Source organism: Sphingomonas parapaucimobilis NBRC 15100, assembly GCF_000787715.1.
Classification (GTDB): domain Bacteria; phylum Pseudomonadota; class Alphaproteobacteria; order Sphingomonadales; family Sphingomonadaceae; genus Sphingomonas; species Sphingomonas parapaucimobilis.
Genome location: NZ_BBPI01000076.1, coordinates 77,079 through 96,503, shown reverse-complemented (window position 1 = coordinate 96,503; position 19,425 = coordinate 77,079). Strand labels below are relative to the sequence as shown.

At 67.3% G+C, this 19,425-nt stretch carries 14 protein-coding genes; 7 read left to right on the top strand and 7 right to left on the bottom strand.

Translation table 11 applies throughout. From position 1 onward, the window contains the following. Positions 1-41 precede the first annotated feature (41 nt). A complete protein-coding gene (locus SP5_RS14785; protein ID WP_042490162.1) occupies positions 42-2,246 on the top strand; it encodes a beta-N-acetylhexosaminidase family protein in 2,205 nt (734 codons plus the stop codon). Here the strand turns inward: SP5_RS14785 and SP5_RS14780 are convergent. Continuing rightward, complete coding sequence (locus tag SP5_RS14780) at positions 2,243-3,106, bottom strand: alpha/beta hydrolase (protein WP_157013750.1); 864 nt, start codon at positions 3,104-3,106, stop codon at positions 2,243-2,245. The genes SP5_RS14785 and SP5_RS14780 overlap by 4 nt on opposite strands. A gap of 265 nt (positions 3,107-3,371) precedes the next feature. On the opposite strand from SP5_RS14780, the gene SP5_RS14775 reads away from it, so the two are divergent. After that, positions 3,372-5,891: a putative bifunctional diguanylate cyclase/phosphodiesterase gene (locus tag SP5_RS14775; RefSeq protein ID WP_084220709.1), complete on the top strand. Its 2,520-nt coding sequence runs from the start codon at positions 3,372-3,374 to the stop codon at positions 5,889-5,891. 157 nt (positions 5,892-6,048) lie between these two features. Here SP5_RS14775 and SP5_RS14770 read toward each other — a convergent pair whose 3' ends face one another. From SP5_RS14770 to SP5_RS14760, 3 genes are read right to left on the bottom strand one after another with little or no spacing between them, the layout of a single operon-like run. Then, positions 6,049-7,500, bottom strand: a complete 1,452-nt coding sequence (locus tag SP5_RS14770) for a TolC family protein (protein ID WP_084220708.1) — start codon at positions 7,498-7,500, stop codon at positions 6,049-6,051. Continuing rightward, positions 7,497-8,573: an efflux RND transporter periplasmic adaptor subunit gene (locus SP5_RS14765; RefSeq protein ID WP_042490160.1), complete on the bottom strand. Its 1,077-nt coding sequence runs from the start codon at positions 8,571-8,573 to the stop codon at positions 7,497-7,499. The genes SP5_RS14770 and SP5_RS14765 overlap by 4 nt, the downstream gene beginning before the upstream one ends. Then, the gene (locus SP5_RS14760) at positions 8,563-10,242 is read right to left on the bottom strand and encodes an ABC transporter transmembrane domain-containing protein (RefSeq protein ID WP_042490157.1); all 1,680 of its coding nucleotides are present in this window, start codon (positions 10,240-10,242) and stop codon (positions 8,563-8,565) included. Before SP5_RS14760 ends, SP5_RS14765 begins: the two co-directional genes overlap by 11 nt. Before the next feature lie 198 nt (positions 10,243-10,440). Here SP5_RS14760 and SP5_RS14755 point away from each other — a divergent pair, with 198 nt between their 5' ends. Next, positions 10,441-11,346, top strand: a complete 906-nt coding sequence (locus tag SP5_RS14755) for a hydrogen peroxide-inducible genes activator (RefSeq protein ID WP_042490155.1) — start codon at positions 10,441-10,443, stop codon at positions 11,344-11,346. Positions 11,347-11,636: 290 nt separating this feature from the next. Here SP5_RS14755 and SP5_RS14750 read toward each other — a convergent pair whose 3' ends face one another. Together SP5_RS14750 and SP5_RS14745 are read right to left on the bottom strand one after the other, a co-directional pair. Then, a complete protein-coding gene (locus SP5_RS14750) occupies positions 11,637-13,544 on the bottom strand; it encodes a methyl-accepting chemotaxis protein (RefSeq protein ID WP_042490218.1) in 1,908 nt (635 codons plus the stop codon). A gap of 459 nt (positions 13,545-14,003) precedes the next feature. Further along, a complete protein-coding gene (locus SP5_RS14745; protein ID WP_042490153.1) occupies positions 14,004-15,065 on the bottom strand; it encodes an SDR family oxidoreductase in 1,062 nt (353 codons plus the stop codon). A gap of 89 nt (positions 15,066-15,154) precedes the next feature. Between SP5_RS14745 and SP5_RS14740 the strand changes: the two genes are divergently transcribed. The 4 genes from SP5_RS14740 (at position 15,155) to SP5_RS14725 (ending at position 18,404) form a co-directional block, all read left to right on the top strand. Further along, positions 15,155-15,535, top strand: a complete 381-nt coding sequence (locus SP5_RS14740) for a winged helix-turn-helix transcriptional regulator (RefSeq protein ID WP_042490216.1) — start codon at positions 15,155-15,157, stop codon at positions 15,533-15,535. 45 nt (positions 15,536-15,580) lie between these two features. Beyond that, complete coding sequence (locus SP5_RS14735; RefSeq protein WP_042490151.1) at positions 15,581-15,853, top strand: hypothetical protein; 273 nt, start codon at positions 15,581-15,583, stop codon at positions 15,851-15,853. 74 nt (positions 15,854-15,927) lie between these two features. Then, positions 15,928-17,763 carry a cation:proton antiporter gene (locus tag SP5_RS14730; RefSeq protein ID WP_042490149.1) on the top strand — a complete coding sequence of 612 codons (1,836 nt, stop codon included), beginning with the start codon at positions 15,928-15,930 and terminating at the stop codon, positions 17,761-17,763. Next, positions 17,760-18,404 carry an OmpA family protein gene (locus SP5_RS14725; protein ID WP_052811572.1) on the top strand — a complete coding sequence of 215 codons (645 nt, stop codon included), beginning with the start codon at positions 17,760-17,762 and terminating at the stop codon, positions 18,402-18,404. The genes SP5_RS14730 and SP5_RS14725 overlap by 4 nt, the downstream gene beginning before the upstream one ends. A 33-nt stretch (positions 18,405-18,437) precedes the next feature. Here SP5_RS14725 and SP5_RS14720 read toward each other — a convergent pair whose 3' ends face one another. Further along, complete coding sequence (locus SP5_RS14720) at positions 18,438-19,412, bottom strand: DUF6607 family protein (protein WP_042490147.1); 975 nt, start codon at positions 19,410-19,412, stop codon at positions 18,438-18,440. Positions 19,413-19,425: the final 13 nt, after the last annotated feature.

The window sequence follows — 19,425 nt, the reverse complement described above, 5'->3', positions numbered from 1 at the left end:
CGCAAACCGTCCTTTCCGATCCCCATGCCCCGGATCGCGGCATGATCGCCGTCATGGCCGCACTGGCGGCATCCTGTGCGACGGCCGGGGCAGGGGGGGAGGTCGCGGCGGACCTGTTGAACCGCCGGATTTCCGAGCGGGTCGCATGGTGCGGCGACGTCCGGGTGCTGATCGCGCCGCGAGGGGCGGTGGCGGCCGCGCTTCCCATTGCGCTGCGGAGCCGGTGGCGGGCGCCCGCGAAGCTCGGCCGCGAGGCCTTTGCGATCCGGCGGACAGGGCCGGTGACGGTCGTGACCGCCGAAGACACGAGGGGGCTGGTCTATGGCGCCGGCTGGGTGCTGCGCCATCTCGACATTGCGGGTGGGACCGCGCGGCTGACGGTGAGGGGGCCGATTGACGAGCGGCCTGCTCATGCCACGCGGCTGACCCAGATCGGCTATCGCCCCAAGAACAACAGCTATGATGCCTGGACACTGCCGATGTTTCAGCGGCGGATCGAGGATTTTGCGCTCTGGGGGGCCAGCGGTGTGCAGATCATCGCGCCGGTGTCCGACGATGATGCGACCGGGCCGCTCTTCCCCGCCCCGCCGCGCGAGACGCTGGCGGGAATTTCCGCGATCACCCACCGGCTGGGACTGGACGTCGCGCTCTATTATCCTGAGCTGGGCGATTACGAAAAGCCCGGCGCAGTGGCCGCGGAGGTCGCGGCATTCCGGCGGACATTGGCCGATCTGCCTTATGTCGACGCACTCTATGTGCCCGGCGGCGATCCGGGGCATACGCCGCCCGCGCGGCTGTTTCCGCTTGTGGCGCAACAGGCGGCATTGCTGCGGGCTCGCCATCCCAGGGCGCCCGTCTATATCTCGTCGCAAGGGTTCGACGCGGCGGGATTCACGGCATTCTACCATGAACTGGACAAACAACCCGACTGGCTGACCGGCGTCTTCGTCGGTCCGCAGACCCGCGATCCGCTGTCGGTCGAGCGGGCACGGATACCGGCACGCTATCCGCTGATCCTCTATCCCGACATCGCGCACACCATGCATGCGCAGTTTCCGGTGCCGCGCTGGTGGCCCGAATTCGCGCTGACCGAGGGGCGAGAGCCGATCAATCCGCGTCCCGACGCCTATGCCCATATCTTTGCCCGCTTCGCACCCCTGACCGCCGGTTTCATTACCTATTCCGAGGGGGTGAACGACGACTTCAACCAGTTCCTCTGGTTCCGTCTGGGTTGGGATCCGAAGACCGACACCCGCGCCTTTGCCAAAGACTATGCGCGGGTCTTCATCGGCGATGACCGGGCGGCGGCGCTTCCGGCGGCGCTGGAGGCGAATTGGGTCGGCGACCCTGCCACCAACCCCGCGATCGACGCCACGCTGCGCCTCGCCGATCAGGTCCGGCCCGCCGCGTTCGCCGACTGGCGTATCGACGCGCTGCGCTATCGTGCGGTGTATGACGCGCTGGTCCGCCGTCGCACCATCGCGGCCCGTGCGCGACGAGCGGCGGCCCTGGCCGCGCCCGATCCCGAACGCGCGCGCGCCGTCCTGGCGACCGATGACGGGCCGGAGGTCGCCGCGTTGCGCGATCGGCTGGACGCGCTGGCCGAACGGCTGTGGCAGGCGGTGCGGCTGCAACTCAGCGTCAAGCGCTACGGCGCGTCGAATATCGAGCGGGGCGCCAATCTCGACCGCGCCGATGTCGACCTGACCGGCCGCGCCTGGATCGAGGCGCGGATGGGCAGAGGCTGGCCGATCCCCGACCGCAGCCGCCGGGCGGAGGGCGCGCTGTATGACGATCTGGGCCGCCCGGATGCCGAGCCGCATCTGGTGCGCGGGGCCGGTTTCGAAGCCGATCCGCAATTCTTCACCACCGCCATCGACGGCATCGCCGACCGGACCCCGGCGGACGGCTGGTGGCCGGGCGAGCTAGACTATGCCGAGACGCTCTATGACAGCCCGCTGCGGCTGCATTATCAAGGGCTCGACCCGCGTCGGGGCTACAGCCTGACGATCACCTATGCGGGCGAGGACTATACCTTGCCGATGCGGCTGGTCGCGAACGGCAGCATCCTATTGCAGGAGCATTTCATCCGCACCGCCAACCCCAGCCAGGTCACGGTCGCCATCCCGCGCGAGGCGACGGCCGGCGGCACGCTGGACCTGGCCTGGACCCGGCCGCCGGGCATGGGCGGCAGCGGGCGCGGCAAGCAGGTGGCGGAGACCTGGCTGATCCCCGACGGACGTTAGCGCGTCACCTGCCGGACGAAGGCGGCGACATCGGCCACCACCGGCGCGCGGCCGCGAAAGGGGCGGGCGACCGACAGGATCATGCCGATATGGCCGAGTTTGGGATAGGCGCGCAGCGTCACCGGCACGCCACCTGCCCGCAGCCCGGCGGCCAGCGCCTCGCTGTTGCGCGGCTGGACCGTCGTGTCCTCGCCGCCGACCAGCAGCAGCGCGGGGGGATCACCCGCCCCGGCCCAGCGAACCGGCTGGGTCTCCTCGGGGTGCGGCCAGCCGCCGAAGGCCGCCCGGCTGACATCCATGTCGAAGGGCGCGAAATCATAGGGACCGGCCAGCCCGACCAGCCCGCGCACCGCCTGTCGGTCACGGCCCAGCCAACGATCGTCGACCGCCAGCATCGCGGCGATATAGGCCCCCGCCGAATGCCCCATCAGCACCAGCCTGGCGGGATCGCCACCGAATTCGGCGATATGCCCCTTCGTCCAGCGCACCGCCGCGGCACCGTCCTCGACAAAGGCCGGATAACGGATGGCGGGGACCAGCCGGTAATCCGGGATCACCACGACAAAGCCCTGCGCCGCCAGCGCCCGCCCGACAAAGGCATAGCCGCTCCGTGTCCCGCTGTTCCAGCTGCCGCCATAGAAAAAGACGACCACCGGCCGTTCGCCCGCTCCGGCGGTGCGCGGGGCATAGATGTCGAGCCGCTGACGAGGATCGGAACCATAGGACAGCGCCTCGGCCACGCGCCTGCCGCCGCCATCCTTGGGCACCAGGGTGTCGAAGGTCGCCAGCGGCGAACAGGCCGTGATGAGCAGCGACAGCGAGGCGGGGAGCATACGGGCGATCCGGTGGAACAACGTCATGCCCCTTCCATGCCCAAAGCCTGTGCCCGCCACCAGAGCGCGCACGGTCCGATATGACAAAAGCGATGCCCCGGTCCGGCGATCCGGCCGGTCCTGCGACTATCCGGAAAAAAGTCATGTCACTTCAAGGGGCTGAAATACGGAGATTGACGAAAGCGTAAAAAGGCGGTCAGGGCGCAGGCGGGGAAAGCGGCGGGAGCGGGGGCGCTCTGTGGGATTGGCCGTCTTGTTTCCGTCACATTATTGCGGTTGGGGACGGGTCGGCATGAAGGCCGCGAAGCGGGTTTGGGACGTCAGGGCGTGGGGCCTTTTTTGGCTGCTGCTCCTGGCCGCGATGACGCCGGGTACGGTCTCCGCCAGGGCGGTCGATCTGTATCCGACCGTGTGCAGCGCCGCGCTGCCGGATAGCGCCACCGATGCCGGGATCGTCGAGGCATCCTATCGTTGCGGCGCACAGGCACCGACGCGGGGCGCGGACTGGCTGTGGTTGCGGCTGGATACGTCCCGATTGGGCAGCTTGCCCCCCGGCTGGGATCTGTTGATCGACCAGACGCGGTTCGACCGGATCGCCCTGATGGTCGTCGCGCGCGACGATATCGTTCGGCGTTCGCGGTCCTATGCCGATTTGCGGGACCATTGGACACCCGGCGGGCTGCTGAAATTCGTGGTTCCGACGCCGGGCCGCGACGTTCGGGGGCTGTATATCGGTTTCCGGCGGATCGACGACCTGTCGCTGATGCGCAAGGTCGTGGCCCGACCGGGCAGTGTCATGAACGGCGCGGATGTCGGCTGGCTGGTGTTGAGCGGCCTTTTTGCGGGCACGCTGCTGTCGGCCTTTCTCTATAATCTGGTGATCCATGCCGGGCGGCGTCCGGCCTTTCAGCGCTGGTATCTGCTCTGGGTGGCGGTCGCGCTGGTCTATGGCGTGATCTGGACCAACACGGCGGCGCTGGTCGTGCCATGGCTGGTCGGGCCGATCGCAGTGCGCATCTCGTTCGTGCTGGTCGGCCTGATGGTGGCGGCGGGCAACATGTTCTTCTTCTCGGTCATCGAAGAGGGGGTGATGCCGCGCGGCCTGATCCGGGCAGGACGCTGGGTGGCGATCGGGGGAGCATCGCTGGGCGTGCTGGCGGCTGCCGATACATGGCTTCCGCCGGTCCTGACCGACCGACTGCTCAATTATACCATTGCCGCGACCTCGGTGCTGATCGCGACGTCCTGCGCGGTGGCCGCGCGGCGGGGCAGCCGCGTCATCTGGTTCTACATGATCGGGTGGAGCCCGGTGATCATCCTGTTCACCCTGCGACTGGCGCGCAACCTGGGCCTGATGCGGCAGAATGACGCGGTGGACATGGCGACCTTCCTGGCGCTGGCGTTCGAGGCGCTGGTCCTCTCGCTCGCGATCGCCGACCGTTTCCGCCGCATCCGCCTCGAACTCGACGAGGCGCGGCAACGTCGCGAGATCGACATGGCCGAGACCAAGACGCTGCGGCTGGCCGCGCACACCGACTTCCTGACCGGCCTGGGCAACCGGGCCGCCTTTCAACAGCAGGCCAATACCCTGATAAAGGCGTCCATTCCGTTCAGCCTGTTCCTGATCGACGTCGATTATCTGAAGGACGTCAACGACCGGGAGGGCCATGCCAGCGGCGACATGCTGCTCTGCCATGTCGGCACCGCGCTGGGCGGGGTCGTCCGCTCAATGGTCGATGTGCAGGTGTCGCGGATCGGCGGCGACGAGTTCGCGATCCTGTGCCCCGGCTCGTTGCAGGACGAGGCCGCCCTGGCCGAACGCATCGCCGGCATCCAGGGGGAGCCATGGCATGGCCGCGATCGCAGCCGGACCATGTCGCTCAGCATCGGGTCGGCCCGCTATCCGGACGATGCCCAGGCGCTCGACCTGCTGTATCACAATGCCGATCTGGCACTCTACACCGCCAAGCGGCTGGGACGCGCGCGCTATGTCCGCTACGATCCGCTGCACAGCAGCCTGCGCGAGTTGCAGGTCGCCTTTGCCGGGGAGGCCGAGCAGGCGCTGGATCAGGGCGAGTTCATCCTCTACCTGCAACCCATCGTCTCGCTGGAGACCGAAACCGTGTGCGGGCACGAAGCGCTGCTTCGCTGGGACCATCCGGTCCATGGGCTGATGACCCCGGACCGTTTCGCCGATGTGCTGGTCGCCGAGCGGATCGGCCTGCGCATCCAGGACCATGTCCTCGAACTGGCATTGACCGCACTGCGTGATCGCGGCGAGGCGCTGGGCGTGGTGTGCGTCAACTTCACCGCGGCGCAGCTGGCCGGGCCGCGTTCGGCGCGCACCGTGCTCGAACGGCTGGCGCATCACGGTGTCGATCCGTCGCGGCTGTGTGTCGAGGTGACGGAGGGCGTGATGCTCGACCGCGGTGCCGACAGCATCCTGTCCAGCCTGCGCCTATTGCACGATGCGGGGGTGTGCATCGCCCTGGACGATTTCGGCACCGGCTATGCCTCGCTCGTCCATCTGCGCGACCTGCCGGTGGACCGGATCAAGATCGACCAGTCCTTCGTCGCCGGGCTCGACGAAACCGATGGCGGCACCTTCCCGATCGTCAGTGCGATCGTCGGCCTGGGGATCGGCCTGGGCAAGGTCGTGATCGCCGAAGGGATCGAAACCGAATGGCAGGCCGAGCGTCTGCGCCAGCTCGGTTGTCGGCTGGGGCAGGGCTATCTCTACGGCCACCCCGTCGCGCTCGCGCCGATCACCGATGGGGAGCGGGCCGTTCCGGCTGCTGGCGTTAGGGCATGATGCCATCAGCTTGATCCACCCCTCCCCTGAACAGGAGGGCTCAGGCTCGGTTCGATCCCATGTCATCATGCTCTGGTTGTTTCCAGAGTCGGTTATTCGCCGCTGCTGCTGACCGACATGCCCCTGTTGCGCCCCCGCAGGGGGAGGAATGAATGTCCTACGGCTCCAGCCCCAGCGCCGTGCGGTCGGCGGTGGCGGCGGCCAGTTCGGCGCGGGCGGCCGCGATCCGGGCCTGGGCGTCGATCAGGCGGACACGGGCGTCGTTCGCGGTTTCCTCGCGCTGGTTGACCAGGAAGAAGTCGCTCGACCCCAGCTCGAACCGCCGCCGCTCGGCCGCGGCGAGCCGTTCGGCCAGCTGACGCTCCTGCTCGGCGATGGTGGCCAGCTTTTCGGCGGCATCGACGCCGATGGTGATCCCTTCGACCTCCACCGCGATCTGGTCGCGCAGGAAGCGGCTGCGCGCCGACAGCGCATCCATCTCGGCCTGCGCCTCGACCATGCGGCCCTTCGCCGCGCGGTTCTGGAGCGGCATCGAGAAGCGAAAGCCGACCGCCGCCTCCAGCGGCGTGCGACTGGGGCCGCCGAGGCCGACCGGGCCGACATCCTTGCCCATCTCGCCGCGCAGGTCGAACCGGGGACGCAGGTCGTTCTGCGCCAGCGCCAGACGCGCCGATCCCTGGTCGATCCTTGCCAGCAGAACCTGCAGGTCGGGGCGGCGCTGTTCGAAATTCCGGCGCGCCGCCACCGCGACGCCGGACAGCGCCTCGGCCCCACCCGGCAGGCGTTCCGGCCCGACCTGTACCGGATCGCCCTCGGCATCGCGGTAATAGAGCGACAGGGCATTGGCCGCCGCCAGGAAATCTCCCTCGGCCCGCACCACCAGCGCCCGGCGGCGGACGACATTCTGGTCATTCTCGGCCAGCAGGATATCGGGCCGCGCGCCCAGCTCCACCTGCCGCGCCAGTCCGCCGCGCCGGTTGAGCGACAGGTCGAGCAGGTCGCGATACGCCCGCAGGCGCAGGCCCGCCGCGACCCAGTTCTGATAGGCGTCGACCGCGCGTCGCTGCACGCCGATCGCTACGGCTTCACGCTCGAACCTGGCGATGTCGATATCGCCCGAGGCCAGCGTGCGCTTCGTGCGGCGCTCGTCGACCAGCCGGTCGCGCAACAGCGAATAGAGCGCGCCGACCTTCACCTCGCCCAGGCGGTTGGTGTAATTCTGGTCCTCATAGACCGGGAAACTGCCCCGGCTGACCCGGTAGCCGCCATAGACATAGCCGCCATTGTTGCTCAGCGGGCGGTTGGCGCTCGCGGCGGCGACGGTGCCGTCATAATAGCCGAGCGTGCGCGAGCGGCCCTCGGCCTCGAACACCGTGTCGAAGGCACCATCGGCGGTGATCGCCTTGCCCTCGGCGGAGCGGATCCTGGCCAGCGCCTCGACGATCTGGGGTGCGGCGCGAGCGGAGGAGCGCAGCACCTCGTCCAGGGTCAGCGGCCCGGACTTGGGCATGGGCGCGGGACGCGGGTTGGCCTCGATCCGCTGCGCTGTGACGGGGGCGGACAGGGCCGGGACGGCGAGCGCGGAGATCAGCAGCAGCGAGCGCATCATTTCGGCTTGCCCGCCTTGGCCGCGATCTTCTTGTCATCGTCCTTCGCGCCCTTGTCGTCCTGCTTGTCATTCACCGTCTGGCCGAATTCCAGCGGGAAGTCGTTGAGCTGACGCCACAGCTCATAGCCGACCGTCACCGTCTCGCCCTGGACCCAGCCCTGCACCTTGCCGCCCAGCCGGACGAAGCGGCGCTCGGGCCAGGCGGGCTTGCCCGGCGCAGGCTCGACCAGGATGCGGAACAGCCCCTGCGCATTGGCATTGGGATCGATCGTGCGGACGCGACCGTCGAAAAAGCCATAGGCGATCGAGGGCCAGCCGCTGAACTGTATCGCGGGCCAGCCCTCGAATTCCAGACGCACCGGGCGACCGGGGCGCAGCAGCGGCACGTCGCGGCCGTCGATCAGCAATTCGACCGCGCGCTGCACCTCTTCCGGCGCGACCACCGCCAGCGCCGTGCCCGCCGAGACATAGGCACCGCCCGCCGCCGCGTTCAGATTCTGGATACGACCGGCGCGCGGGGCGCGGACCAGCTGCGCCGACTGGCGGTTCAGCTGCACGTCGATCCGGTTCAGCTTGGCCCGCGACTCCGCCAGCTTGGCGCCGGAGTCGGCGACCTTGATCTGCGCCTGTTCGTAATCGCGGCGCGAGGCCAGCCCCTCCGAATAGAGCTGGCGGGTGCGGTTGACGTCGATCTGGGCGACCGCCTGAGACTGGCGGACCGAGGCGATCTCGGCCTCCACCTGCGCGCGTTCGGCGGCAAGGCGGGAGAGCAGATTGGGATCGAGGTCGATGATCCGCGCGATCGGGTCGCCCTGCTTCACATGCTGGCCGTCATGGACATACCAGCGCTCGACCCTGCCCGGCACCAGAGCGGTCACGTCCTGCGCCCGGTCGGTGGGGTCGAGCGAGACGACCTGGCCGCGCCCCTGCGCGGTCTGCAGCCACGGCACGAAGAACAGGATGAAGATGACCGCCGCGATCCCGACCGTCAGGATCCAGGCGATGGCGACCGTGACCCGTGGCGGACGCAGCGACGAGAGGGTACGGAAATGCGCGAGCTGATCAGGCGACATCGGCGTCCTCCCGGCGATAGGCGTTCTGAAGGTCGACGAGCTGGTCGAAGCGGCGCTGTTCGGTCAGACCGAGATAGAGATAGCCGTCCAGTTCCATGTCCTCGGGGCGGCCGGTGCACAGCAGCACGGTCGTGCCATGCTCCCGCAACAGGCGCAGCGCGGCGCGAAGCCGTTCGGGCGGCAACAGGTCGTAGAGCTGGCCGAGCAGCAGCAGCTTGGGGCCGACCAGCAGCGCATTGGCGAGCTTGAGCGCCATCGTCTCGCCGACGCTCAGCGGATAGCCGGTCGAACCCAGCGGCGTGTCCAGCCCCTGTGGCAGGCTGGCCAGACGACGTTCCAGCCCGACCAGCGCCAGCGCCTCCATCGCCTTTTCGGCCAGCTCGCCCGAGGCAAGGCGCAGATATTCGCGGATCGTGACCTCGACGATGGTCGAGCGGTCGAGCACCGTCACGTCGGAGCGCAGGCGGTACATGTCGAACGAGCCCAGATCGGCGTTGCCGATCCGCACCAGGCCGCGATCGGGCAGCGCGTGGCGCTTCAGCAGCATCGCCAGCAGACGCTCGGCCCCCGGCTCGGTCACGGTGACGAGCTGCTCCCCGGCCGCCAGCGTAAGGTTGTAGCGAGCGTCGTTGAACGCGACGTCGGTCAGCTTGACCGATCCGTCGCGCGGGCCGTTATCGCCGCGCACGGTCGGCTCCTGCGGGATGGCGAACAGCAGCGACAGCTCCTCGGAACTGGCGACCAGGTCGTAGAAGGTGTCGAGATACCAGCCGAATTGCGAGATGCCGTAGAAGACGCCCGACAGGATCAGCTCGGCCGCGACCAGCTGGCCCAGCGACAGTTGCCCGCGCAGGATCAACATGCCGCCCAGCAGCAGCAATCCGGCGCTGGCAAAGGCGTAGATCAGCAGGAAGGCGATGGTCTGCGCGAACTGATAGCGGAAATAGCGGCGATGCGTGTCGACATAATTGGCGGTCATCGCCTCCGACCGGTTCATCGCGAAGTCGAGATGGCGCAGCGACTTGTAGAAGCCGTTCGACCCGCCGACGCTCTCCAGCCAGCGGGCGGCATTGTGCTTGGCATGGCTGAGCGCCACCGCCCCGCTGATCGCGCCGCGCCGCCACAGCATCCACACCAGCAGGAGGGCCGCGACCAGCACCACGTTGAAGGCCAGGAAGACCGGGTGGTAGAAGCTGGTGATGGTCAGGCCGATCGCCGCCTGGAGCATGATGGTGAAGGCGCCGATGACCAGGCTGGGCACCGATTTCTGGACGACCACCAGGTCGAAATAGCGGTTGAACAGGTCGCCGCGATTGCCATCGGCGAAAAACGGGTCCTGCGCATGGACCGCCCGGACCGTCACTTCGGCGACGACGCGCGAGAAGAGGCGACGTTCGAACGCCGCCATGATCCACACCCTGAGCGCGCTGAGCCCGGCGACCATCAGCAACAGCATCAGCAGCACGCCCGACAGCGCCCAGAGCGGGGCGGGCATGGCGGTATTGGCGACGCTGTTGATCAGTAACTGGACCGAGATGGGCGTCGCCAGCGCCAGCAGGCTGATCGCGATGGTGTAGACGATGCCAAGACGGACATAGGCCGAATCAGGCCCTATGATTTGCGACAGCCAGCCCACCGCATCCCGAAAACCCAATCGCTGTCCCGCCAAAACGCGCCCCTTTTTCCGTATCCTGGCCGAGCCGGAGCGGGCAGCCGACGGCCACCGTCACTCCGCAGCACCCTCATGTTCCCCTCCATGAAAGGTACGCTTCGGCTTGATCCTAGTGAAATTGGTGTAACGACATATCATGGCGGTGGCCAATCGGAATTGCCGTGCCCAGGGTATAGAAAGCCGCTATAGGATCCTATGCTTACCCTGCGTCAGCTCGAATATCTCGTCACGATCGCGGACACGGGGTCCTTCGCGCTGGCGGCGCGGGTCGCCAATGTCTCGCAGCCGACGCTCAGCCAGCAGGTCCGCACGCTGGAGGAGCGGCTGGGCGCCAGACTGCTGGAGCGCAGTGCGACGGGCGCGATCCTGACGCCGATAGGGCGCAGTATCGTGGCGACGGCGCGGCGCATGTTGAGCGACGCCAGCGATATCGTGGCGCTGGCGGCGGGTTCGTCCGACAGCCTGACCGGCACGCTGAAGCTGGGGACGACGCCGACGCTGGGGCCGTATCTCCTTTCGCCGATCATCGCCGAACTGCACCGTATGGCCCCGCGCCTGCGCCTGCATGTGCGCGAGGGGATACCCGACGAACAGATACGCGAGCTGTCGCGCGGCGATATCGACGTGCTGCTCGGCCCGCTGCCCATGACGGGCGACGACCTGACCGTCGAGCCGCTGTTCCGCGAGCCGCTGCATCTGGTCGCGGCGCTCGACCACCCCATCGATGCCGCCATCGAAGCGGATCGCGACATGCTCACCGGCAGTTCGCTGCTGACGCTGGACCCGCGTCATCATCTGGCGCGCCAGGCGGCCGAGGTCGCGGACCATTATGGCATGACCATCGCGCCGGACTATTACGGGACCAGCCTGGAAAGCCTGCACCAGATGGTCGCCAGCGGGCTGGGCCTGACGCTTTTGCCCAGCCTGTATCTGCGATCGGAAGTGGGCGGGGCGGCGGGATTGAAGATCCTGCCCGTCCAGGGCTGGCGCACCCATCGGTCGATCGCCATCGCCTGGCGCCGCCAGTCGCCGATGAGCGCGGCGTTCAAGCTGATCGCCGATCATGTGCAGGGATGTGCGCGGACGTTGCTGGCGGGGTGAGGGGGGCGATCGCGAATTCGCATCGACGGTCCCTCTCCCCTCCGCGAGGGGCGAGGCGGAGAAGGGCATATGTGCGTGTCGATCGGCCCGGTATTACCCTGCGACTGGGGCTTTCCGAGAACAATTCTGAGGAAGGCATTGCAGTCATTCGCCTTCCCCATTCCCGCACGCCACCCCGGCGGAGGCCGGGGTCCAGTCGCGGGACGACTTGCATCATCTGCGAGCGCTGACCCAACTGGATCCCGGCCTCCGCCGGGATGGTGCGCACGCGCGGTACAGGCGCTTGCCCCTTAGGCGGCGCGGCCGAAATCGGCGTCTTCACCGTCCGGGCCGCCGGTCGACATGTCCAGCGCGAAGCCGCGGATGCGCGCCTGCTGGTCGGCGACCGCGTTGGTGCGTGCGGCGGGCTTGGCCTTCTTGGCGGGCGCGGGGTTCCGCGCCGGGGCGGGCGTCCGGCCTGCGCGGCGCGAGCCGTTGTCGATGCGGAAGAAGGCGATATTCTCCTCCAGTTCCTCGGCCTGGCTGGCGAGTTCCTCGGAGGTCGCGGAAATCTGCTCGGAGGCGGCGGCGTTCTGCTGCGTGACCTGATCGAGCTGCTGGATCGCGGCGTTGATCTGGGTGGCGCCGATATCCTGTTCGCGGCACGCGGCGCTGATCTCGGCGACCAGCTCGGCGGTGCGGCGGATGTCGGGGACGAGCGAACCGAGCATCTCCCCGGCCTGTTGCGCCGCCGCCACCGTGTCGGAGGACATGCCGCTGATCTCGCCCGCCGCAATCTGGCTCCGTTCGGCCAGCTTGCGCACCTCGGCGGCCACGACCGCAAAGCCGCGACCATGTTCGCCCGCCCGCGCCGCCTCGACCGCGGCGTTCAGCGCGAGCAGATCGGTCTGGCGGGCGATTTCCTGCACGATGGTGATCTTCTCGGCGATGGTGCGCATCGCGCCGACGGCCTTCTGCACCGCCGCGCCGCTGATCTCGGCATCCTGCGAGGACTGGCGGGCGATTTTTTCGGTCTGGCTGGCATTGTCGGCATTCTGTTTGATGTTCGCCGCCATCTGCTCCATCGATGCGGAGGCTTCCTCGGCGGCGGCCGCCTGTTCCGTCGCGCCCTGCGACATCTGCTCCGATGACGAGGACAGCTGCTGGCTACCCGCGGCGACATTCTTGGCGGCCAGCGTGGCGTCGCCGACGACACCGCGCAGCCGCTCGATCATCATGACCAGCGCCTGGCCCAGCGAGTCCCGGTCAGACAACAGCCGGTGGCTGACGGTCAGGTCGCCGCCCGCGATCGTCTCCGCCAGTTCCGCCGACTTGCGCAAGTTGGTGGTCATGCGGATCAGAGCGTGGCCCAGAAGGTCCTTGTCCGACAGCGCCTGGTGATCGATGCTCAGGTCGCCCTCGGCAATAGTGTCGGCCAGCCGCGCGCTCCGGCGCAGATTGGCGGTCATGTGATTCACCGTATCGACCAGATCCTTGATCTCGTCATTGGTGGCGACCGTCACCTCCTGTTCGATATCGCCGATCGCCACCGCCTGGATCGCGATCGAGATCTTCTTCAGGCCCTGCGACACGATCCGTGCGATCCAGACCGCACCGACCAGCGCGATCAGCAGGGCCAGGCCCGAGATGACAAGCAGCGTGTTGCGCGCGCTGCTGTAGATGGCGTCGGCATTCTGCCGGGCGGTATCCATGTCTGCCTTGGCATTCTGGACGAGTTGCAGCGTCCCTTCGCTGATCTTGCTCGCCAATTCGCGCGATTTCGTCATCGACAGCGCACCGGCTTCCTCATTGTGATTGGCAAGGCCGAGGCGGCGGACCGTGTCATTGACGGGCGACCAGGCGGCATAGTCATTACTGATTTTGGCCCAGATCGGTCGGCCCGCCGGCGTGGCGGTCGCCAGGCCCGCTTCGATCAGCGACTTTATGTCCGAGCGAGCCCGCATCAGGTCGCTGTCGAACATCCGCATCTGTTGATCCTCGGAGGAAAGCGCGAGATTCTTTTCCATGCGGACCGCGTAGCTGATGCGCTCGTTTAGCGTTTCCGCCCGGTCAAGCCGAGCCGCCGGACCAGTGATGATCGCGGTGGTGACGCTGTTCATTTCGTTCAGTTTCGAGGCGGCAAGGGCCGCCATGCCCAGCAACAAGGCAAGCACGATGGCGAATGTCGCGCCCAGCTTCAGTTTGATTGTGGCCCGCATGATGTTTCCCGCGTTTTTGACATTGATCCGGATCAAGATCGCCGCGAATCACACGGGAATTTCTAAGACTTTATAAAGCGGCGTGACCGTGATCCGTCACATTTTGCCCACGCAAGGCGGCAATCGCGGCGGCTTGCCGGTCCCATTTCGGATAGGCAAAAGTGGACTTAGATTGGCTTTCTTTTGGTATAAGTGGCGGCAAGCGATCGATAAAATCGCCACGACCCGGCATCATCGTATGATAACGTTATCATGAATGGGGAGCGGTTTTTCTGGCGATATGACCCATTTATCGTCTGACAGCGTCATCCGGAATTTTTTTGCCTACCGTCTGTCGTCCGGCCGAAACGGACGAGTGGTGCCCGCCGGAAAGGGCGGGGGCGGCGACTCACATCGCACAGCCCCCGCCGCCGGGCAGCCTTTCGCGGCCGCGCCCAGGGCCTCGGATCGCGCACTGCCTTATGGAATGAGGCGGTCGGCACGGAGCCGCGTGAACAGGGCGAAGAAGGCATCGTCGGTCGGCTGATAGCCGGTGAAGCCCAGGCGACGGCTCTTGGACATGTCGGTCACCACCTCGATCGGACGGCCCAGATCGGCATCGGTATGCCAGGGCGAGGCGAGGCGGTTCAGATCGGGTTCGGCCAGCCCTTCACGCGCGGCGATCTCGCGCCACAATGCGGCGTCGTTCGCCATCTGCTGCTCCAGCGGCCGCACGATGCCGTCGAACGGTGCGGCCTCGACGCCGAACCAGTCGGCGATGCGGCCCCACATCCACTGCCATCGGAAGACGTCGCCATTGACGACGTTGAACGCCTCGTCATGCGCCGCCTCGGTCTCCGCCGCCCAGAGCAGATGCCGCGCGAGCTGCCCGGCATCGGTCATGTCGGTCAGCCCCGACCATTGCGCGGCCGAGCCGGGAAAGGTGAAGGGCCGCCCCGTCTCTCGGCACAGCGTCGCATAGACCGCCAGCGTCGTGCCCATGTTCATCGCGTTGCCGACCGCCAGCCCGATCACGGTATGCGGGCGGTGAACGCTCCAGGTGAAGCCGTCGCGCTTCGCTGCGGCGAACACCTCGTCCTCCTGCGCATAATAGAAATTCTCGACGTCCAGCCGCCCCTGTTCCTCGCGGAACGGCGTCTGCGGCAGCGTGCCTTTGCCATAAGCCTCGAACGGCCCGAGATAATGTTTGAGGCCGGTGACCAGCGCGACATGGCGCGGGCCGGTGGGTTTGGGCGGTCCGTCGAGCAGGTTGCGGACCATGGCGGCGTTGACCCGGATATTCTCCGCCTCGCTTTCCTGCCGCAGCCAGGTCGTGATGAAGACCGCATCGGGCTTCACGTCGCGCAGCGCCGCTGCGGTCGCATCGCGGTCCTGAAGATCGGCCGCGACCGGCTGCACACCCGCCTGTCCGGTGGGTCGGCGGGCCAGGCCGTGAACCGTCCAGCCCTGTTCCACCAGCAGCGCCGCCGTCGCGCTGCCGACGATCCCGCTCGCGCCCACCACCAATGCCGTCTTCGCCATGAAAGCCTCCTTTGTCAGGGACTTTAGCTGGGGGCGGGTGGACAGCGGTTCCAGACGGCACCATCTGGTGCCCAGGCCTGGAGATGATGATGCAGCCGGGAACGCCGGATGAAGAATGGCGGGAGGATTGTGCCCCGCGCCGCGTGCTGGAACTGTTCGCGACCAAGTGGACCAGCATGGTGCTGCACACGCTGCACGCCCGTCACGGCGGCGTCGCGCGGACGGGCGTCCTCCAGCGCAGCCTGCCGGGCATCTCGAAAAAGATGCTGACCCAGACGCTGCGCGACATGGAGGGCAGCGGGCTGCTGACCCGCCATGTCCAAAGCACCATGCCGCCGATGGTCGAATACCGGCTGAGCGATCTGGGCCAACGCTTCGTCGAGCCGGTCGAGCTGTTGTACGGCTGGGGGCGCGACAATGCCGATGCGCTGGACCGGCTGGCGCCGCGTCCGCGTTCGCGCCGGGCCTGACCGCCGACTTGCCTCGAACCGGGATCGGGGCCAGTTTGCGGGGCGATGGAGAAAGCAGAGACATCCGACGATTATGCGCGCGGGCGACGCGACGGCCTGCGGCTGGCGCTGTCGATCCTGGAGGCGGAGGAGGCCAAGTGGGAGGCGCTGCTCGGCGAAAGCCCGTCGTGGCGAACCAATGCGACCCGCTCGATCCGGCACAAGGCCTATCAGGTCGCGCGCAAGCGGGTACAGACGGCGCTCAACCGGCTGCTCCCCAAAGGCGAGACCACCCTGCCGGTCGAGATCGCGACGATGATCGAGCGGGTCGGACTCTAGCTCGCGGGCTTGAGGACGGGTGGATATAGTGGGGACGCGGTTACCTTTGGGCAGCCCATGAGTTACACGGCACCATGGAACAACAAGCACTTGTTTTCGCGCTGATCGGTGTTCTGGGGATCGGCGCGCAGTGGATTGCGTGGCGTACGGGATGGCCCGCCATCGCGCTGATGCTGGCCGCCGGCGTCATCGCCGGGCCGATCACCGGCCTCATCATTCCCGAACATACCTTTGGCGATCTGCTGGAGCCGATGATCTCGGTGGCGGTCGCGCTGATCCTGTTCGAGGGAGGGCTAAGCCTCAATTTCCGCGAGTTGCGCAAGACGGAAGGGGCCGTCACGCGGTTGATGGCGATCGGCATCCCGCTGGGCTGGGTGCTGGGGTCGCTGGCCTGTTATTATGTCGCGGGGCTGGTATGGCCGGTGGCGATCCTGTTCGCCGGTATCCTCGTCGTGACGGGGCCGACCGTCGTCATCCCGCTGCTGCGCCAGAGCAATATCGCGGCCCGCCCGCGTGCGATCCTGAAATGGGAAGCGATCGTCAACGATCCGTTCGGTGCGCTGTGCGCCGTCATCACCTATGAATATCTGCGCCGCGTCGACGAGGGCGGTACGTTGGCCTCGGTCGTCATCGCGCTGCTGGGTGCCGCGGTGGTATCGGGGCTGATCGGCTATGGCATGGCGCGCGCCATCGCCTGGGCCTTTCCGCGCGGCCATGTGCCCGAATATCTCAAAGCCCCGGTGCTGCTGGTGGCGGTGATCGGCACCTTCGTCCTGTCCAACCTGATCCAGCAGGAAACCGGGCTGCTGGCGGTGACGGTCATGGGCATCGCGATCGCCAATATGCGCCTGGACTCGCTGCGCGACATTCATCCGTTCAAGGAGAATGTGACGGTCCTGCTGATCTCCGGCGTGTTCGTCCTGCTCTCCGCGTCACTGGATTTCGAGGTGCTGCGCCTGTTCGAGTGGCGCTTCGCCGCCTTCCTTCTCGCGCTGCTGTTCCTGGTGCGCCCGGCGACGGTGCTGATCGCGCTGGCCTTCAGCAAGCTGCCCTGGAACGAGCGGCTGCTGATCGCCTGGATCGCGCCGCGCGGTGTCGTCGCGGTGGCGGTATCCGGTCTGTTCGCGCTGCGCCTCGACCAGTTGGGCTATGGCAACGGCAATATCCTCGTCACCCTGTCCTTTGCGGTGGTGGTCGCGACGATCGTCGCGCATGGCTTCAGCATCCGCCATGTCGCGCGCTGGCTGAAGGTGACGGGGGCGACGCAGAAGGGGCTGCTGATCGTCGGCAGCACGTCGTGGAGCATCTCGCTTGCCCGCCAGATCCAGTCGCTGGGCCTGCCCGTGATGATCGTCGACACCAGCTGGCAGCGTCTGTCGGCTGCGCGCCAGGCGGGGATCGACACCTATCATGGCGAGATCCTGGCCGAGACGACCGAGGAGCGGCTCGACCTCACCCAGTTCCAGGTGCTGGTCGCGACGACCGAAAACGAGGCGTATAATGCGCTGGTCTGTAGCGAATTTGCGCATGATATCGGCCGGGACTCGGTCTATCAGCTGGGGGGCAGCGGCGACCATGAGGATCATCGCCGCCTGCCCGAAGCCCTTCGCGGCCGCGCGATGTTCACCGCCGGGCACGGTGTCGAGGACATTCTGCGGCGCGAGGCGGCGGGCTGGACCTTCCGCAAGACGCGGATCAGCGAGCAGTTCAAGTTCGACCATGCCCGGTCGATCCTGCCGGACGAGGCCGACATGCTGCTCGTGCTGCGCAAGGACGGCCTCATCCGCTTCTTCACCCATGCTGCCCGGCCGATGCCGCAAAATGGCGACATCGTCGTGTCCTATGGCCCCTCGCGCCATGGCGATCCGGACGCTAATCAGGTCTTTGAAACGGGAGAGGTCATCGCATGACGATACCGACAGGGAACATCAAGGCCGCGCGCGCCTTCGCGACGGTCCTGATCGGGCTGGGCATCACCGCCTGTCAGCCGAGCCACGAACCGGCCGCGAACGAAGCCGCCGAAGCCCCGGCCAATGTCGAGGCCGAGAGCAACATGGCCATGACGGGCAACGCTGCGGCGGCGGCGGAACCGGAAGAGAGCAAGAAGTCGATCATCCGTCCGGATGTCGAACCGTCGCCCACCCCGACACCGCCCGCCGAGCCGGTCGAACTGACCGTTCCCTTCCCGGCCAAGGGTGCCCAGCCCGATCCGGCGGGGATGGCCTTGCTCGACAGGCTGGTCGCCGATCCCGTGTTCGCGCTGGGCGGGCCGATCACCATCTGGGGGCATAGCGACTCCTCCGGCTCGGACGCGTCCAACCTGATCGCCTCGCGCAAGCGGGCCGAGGCGGCGCGGGACTATCTGGTCAAGAAGGGCGTCGCGGCGGAGCGGATCACCGTCATCGCGCTGGGCGAGGCACGGCCGATCGCCCCCAACCGCAAGCTCGACGGATCGGACGACCCCGAGGGGCGCGACAAGAACCGCCGGGTCGAGATCAAGGTGGACCTGCCCAGGGCCGCACCGGCGGCGGAGGGCGGCGATCCGTCCTGATCGGGGACCCGATCACCGTCGCGCCCCTGCTGGTCAATCGATCTTTCTGGTGTTCCGATCGATCAGCGCGGTCGCCTCTGCCGTTCCGGCTTCGCTGGTGATCTTGCCCGACCGGATGTCGTCGGCGATGGTCAGCAGGTGACCGCTGATGACCGTCCCGGTCTCCGCCTGCTCCTGAACCGCGATGCCGCCCTTCGTATCGGCCACCCGGCTCCAGGCCGCCCGCACGGCGGCCCAGTAATCCTTCGTCTTTACCCAATAATCGTCGGCCGCCTTCCCATCGAAGCCGTCGAAGCGTTCATAGGTATTGAGCACCGATTCCTGGACGATGGGGACGAGCCTGCCGTCCTTCAGGCCCATCTTCATATTGTCCTGCCAATGCACCCAGCCGGTCGGCGTCGGCTGGTGCCGGTTGATCGCGTAATAGCGGTCATAGACCGGGTGCCGAACGGCATCGCGGCGGGCCAATGGGCGCCAGGTCCAGTTGGATCGCCAGCGGCGGACACCGCCTTGCGTCTCGAACCGGCCCCATCCAGCATAACGCGGGCTGTCATCGACCTGATAGACGGTCTGCGACCAGCGCCCGGCGCGCATCCGTTCGGGTACGGCCTCCCACACCCATTGGCCCTGGCCCGCATAGACCAGCACGCGCGAGGGCTGGTAATCCCAGTCCTGTCGCCAATGCTTGATGACATGGGTCTCGCCGTCATGCTCGACGACCAGCAGATGCTGGAGCGCGATATGGTCGGGCGTGTCCTCGATCACGCGGACCACCTCGTTCCCGCCCGAGATCTTGCGGTCGAGGGGCGTGTAGCCCACCGCCCAGGGCGTCGTTTCCTGCATGTCGAAACGCACCTTATAGTGTCCGGCCATCGCCAGGATGTCGGCGCGATCGGCGGCCTTGGCGGCCTGTGCCTCGGCGGCGGTCTGTCGGAGCGGACCATCGGCCAGGGCGGGGACGGGCAGCAGCGCGAGCGCCGCGACGATCAGCATCGAACGGTTCTTCATCGGATAGCCCCTT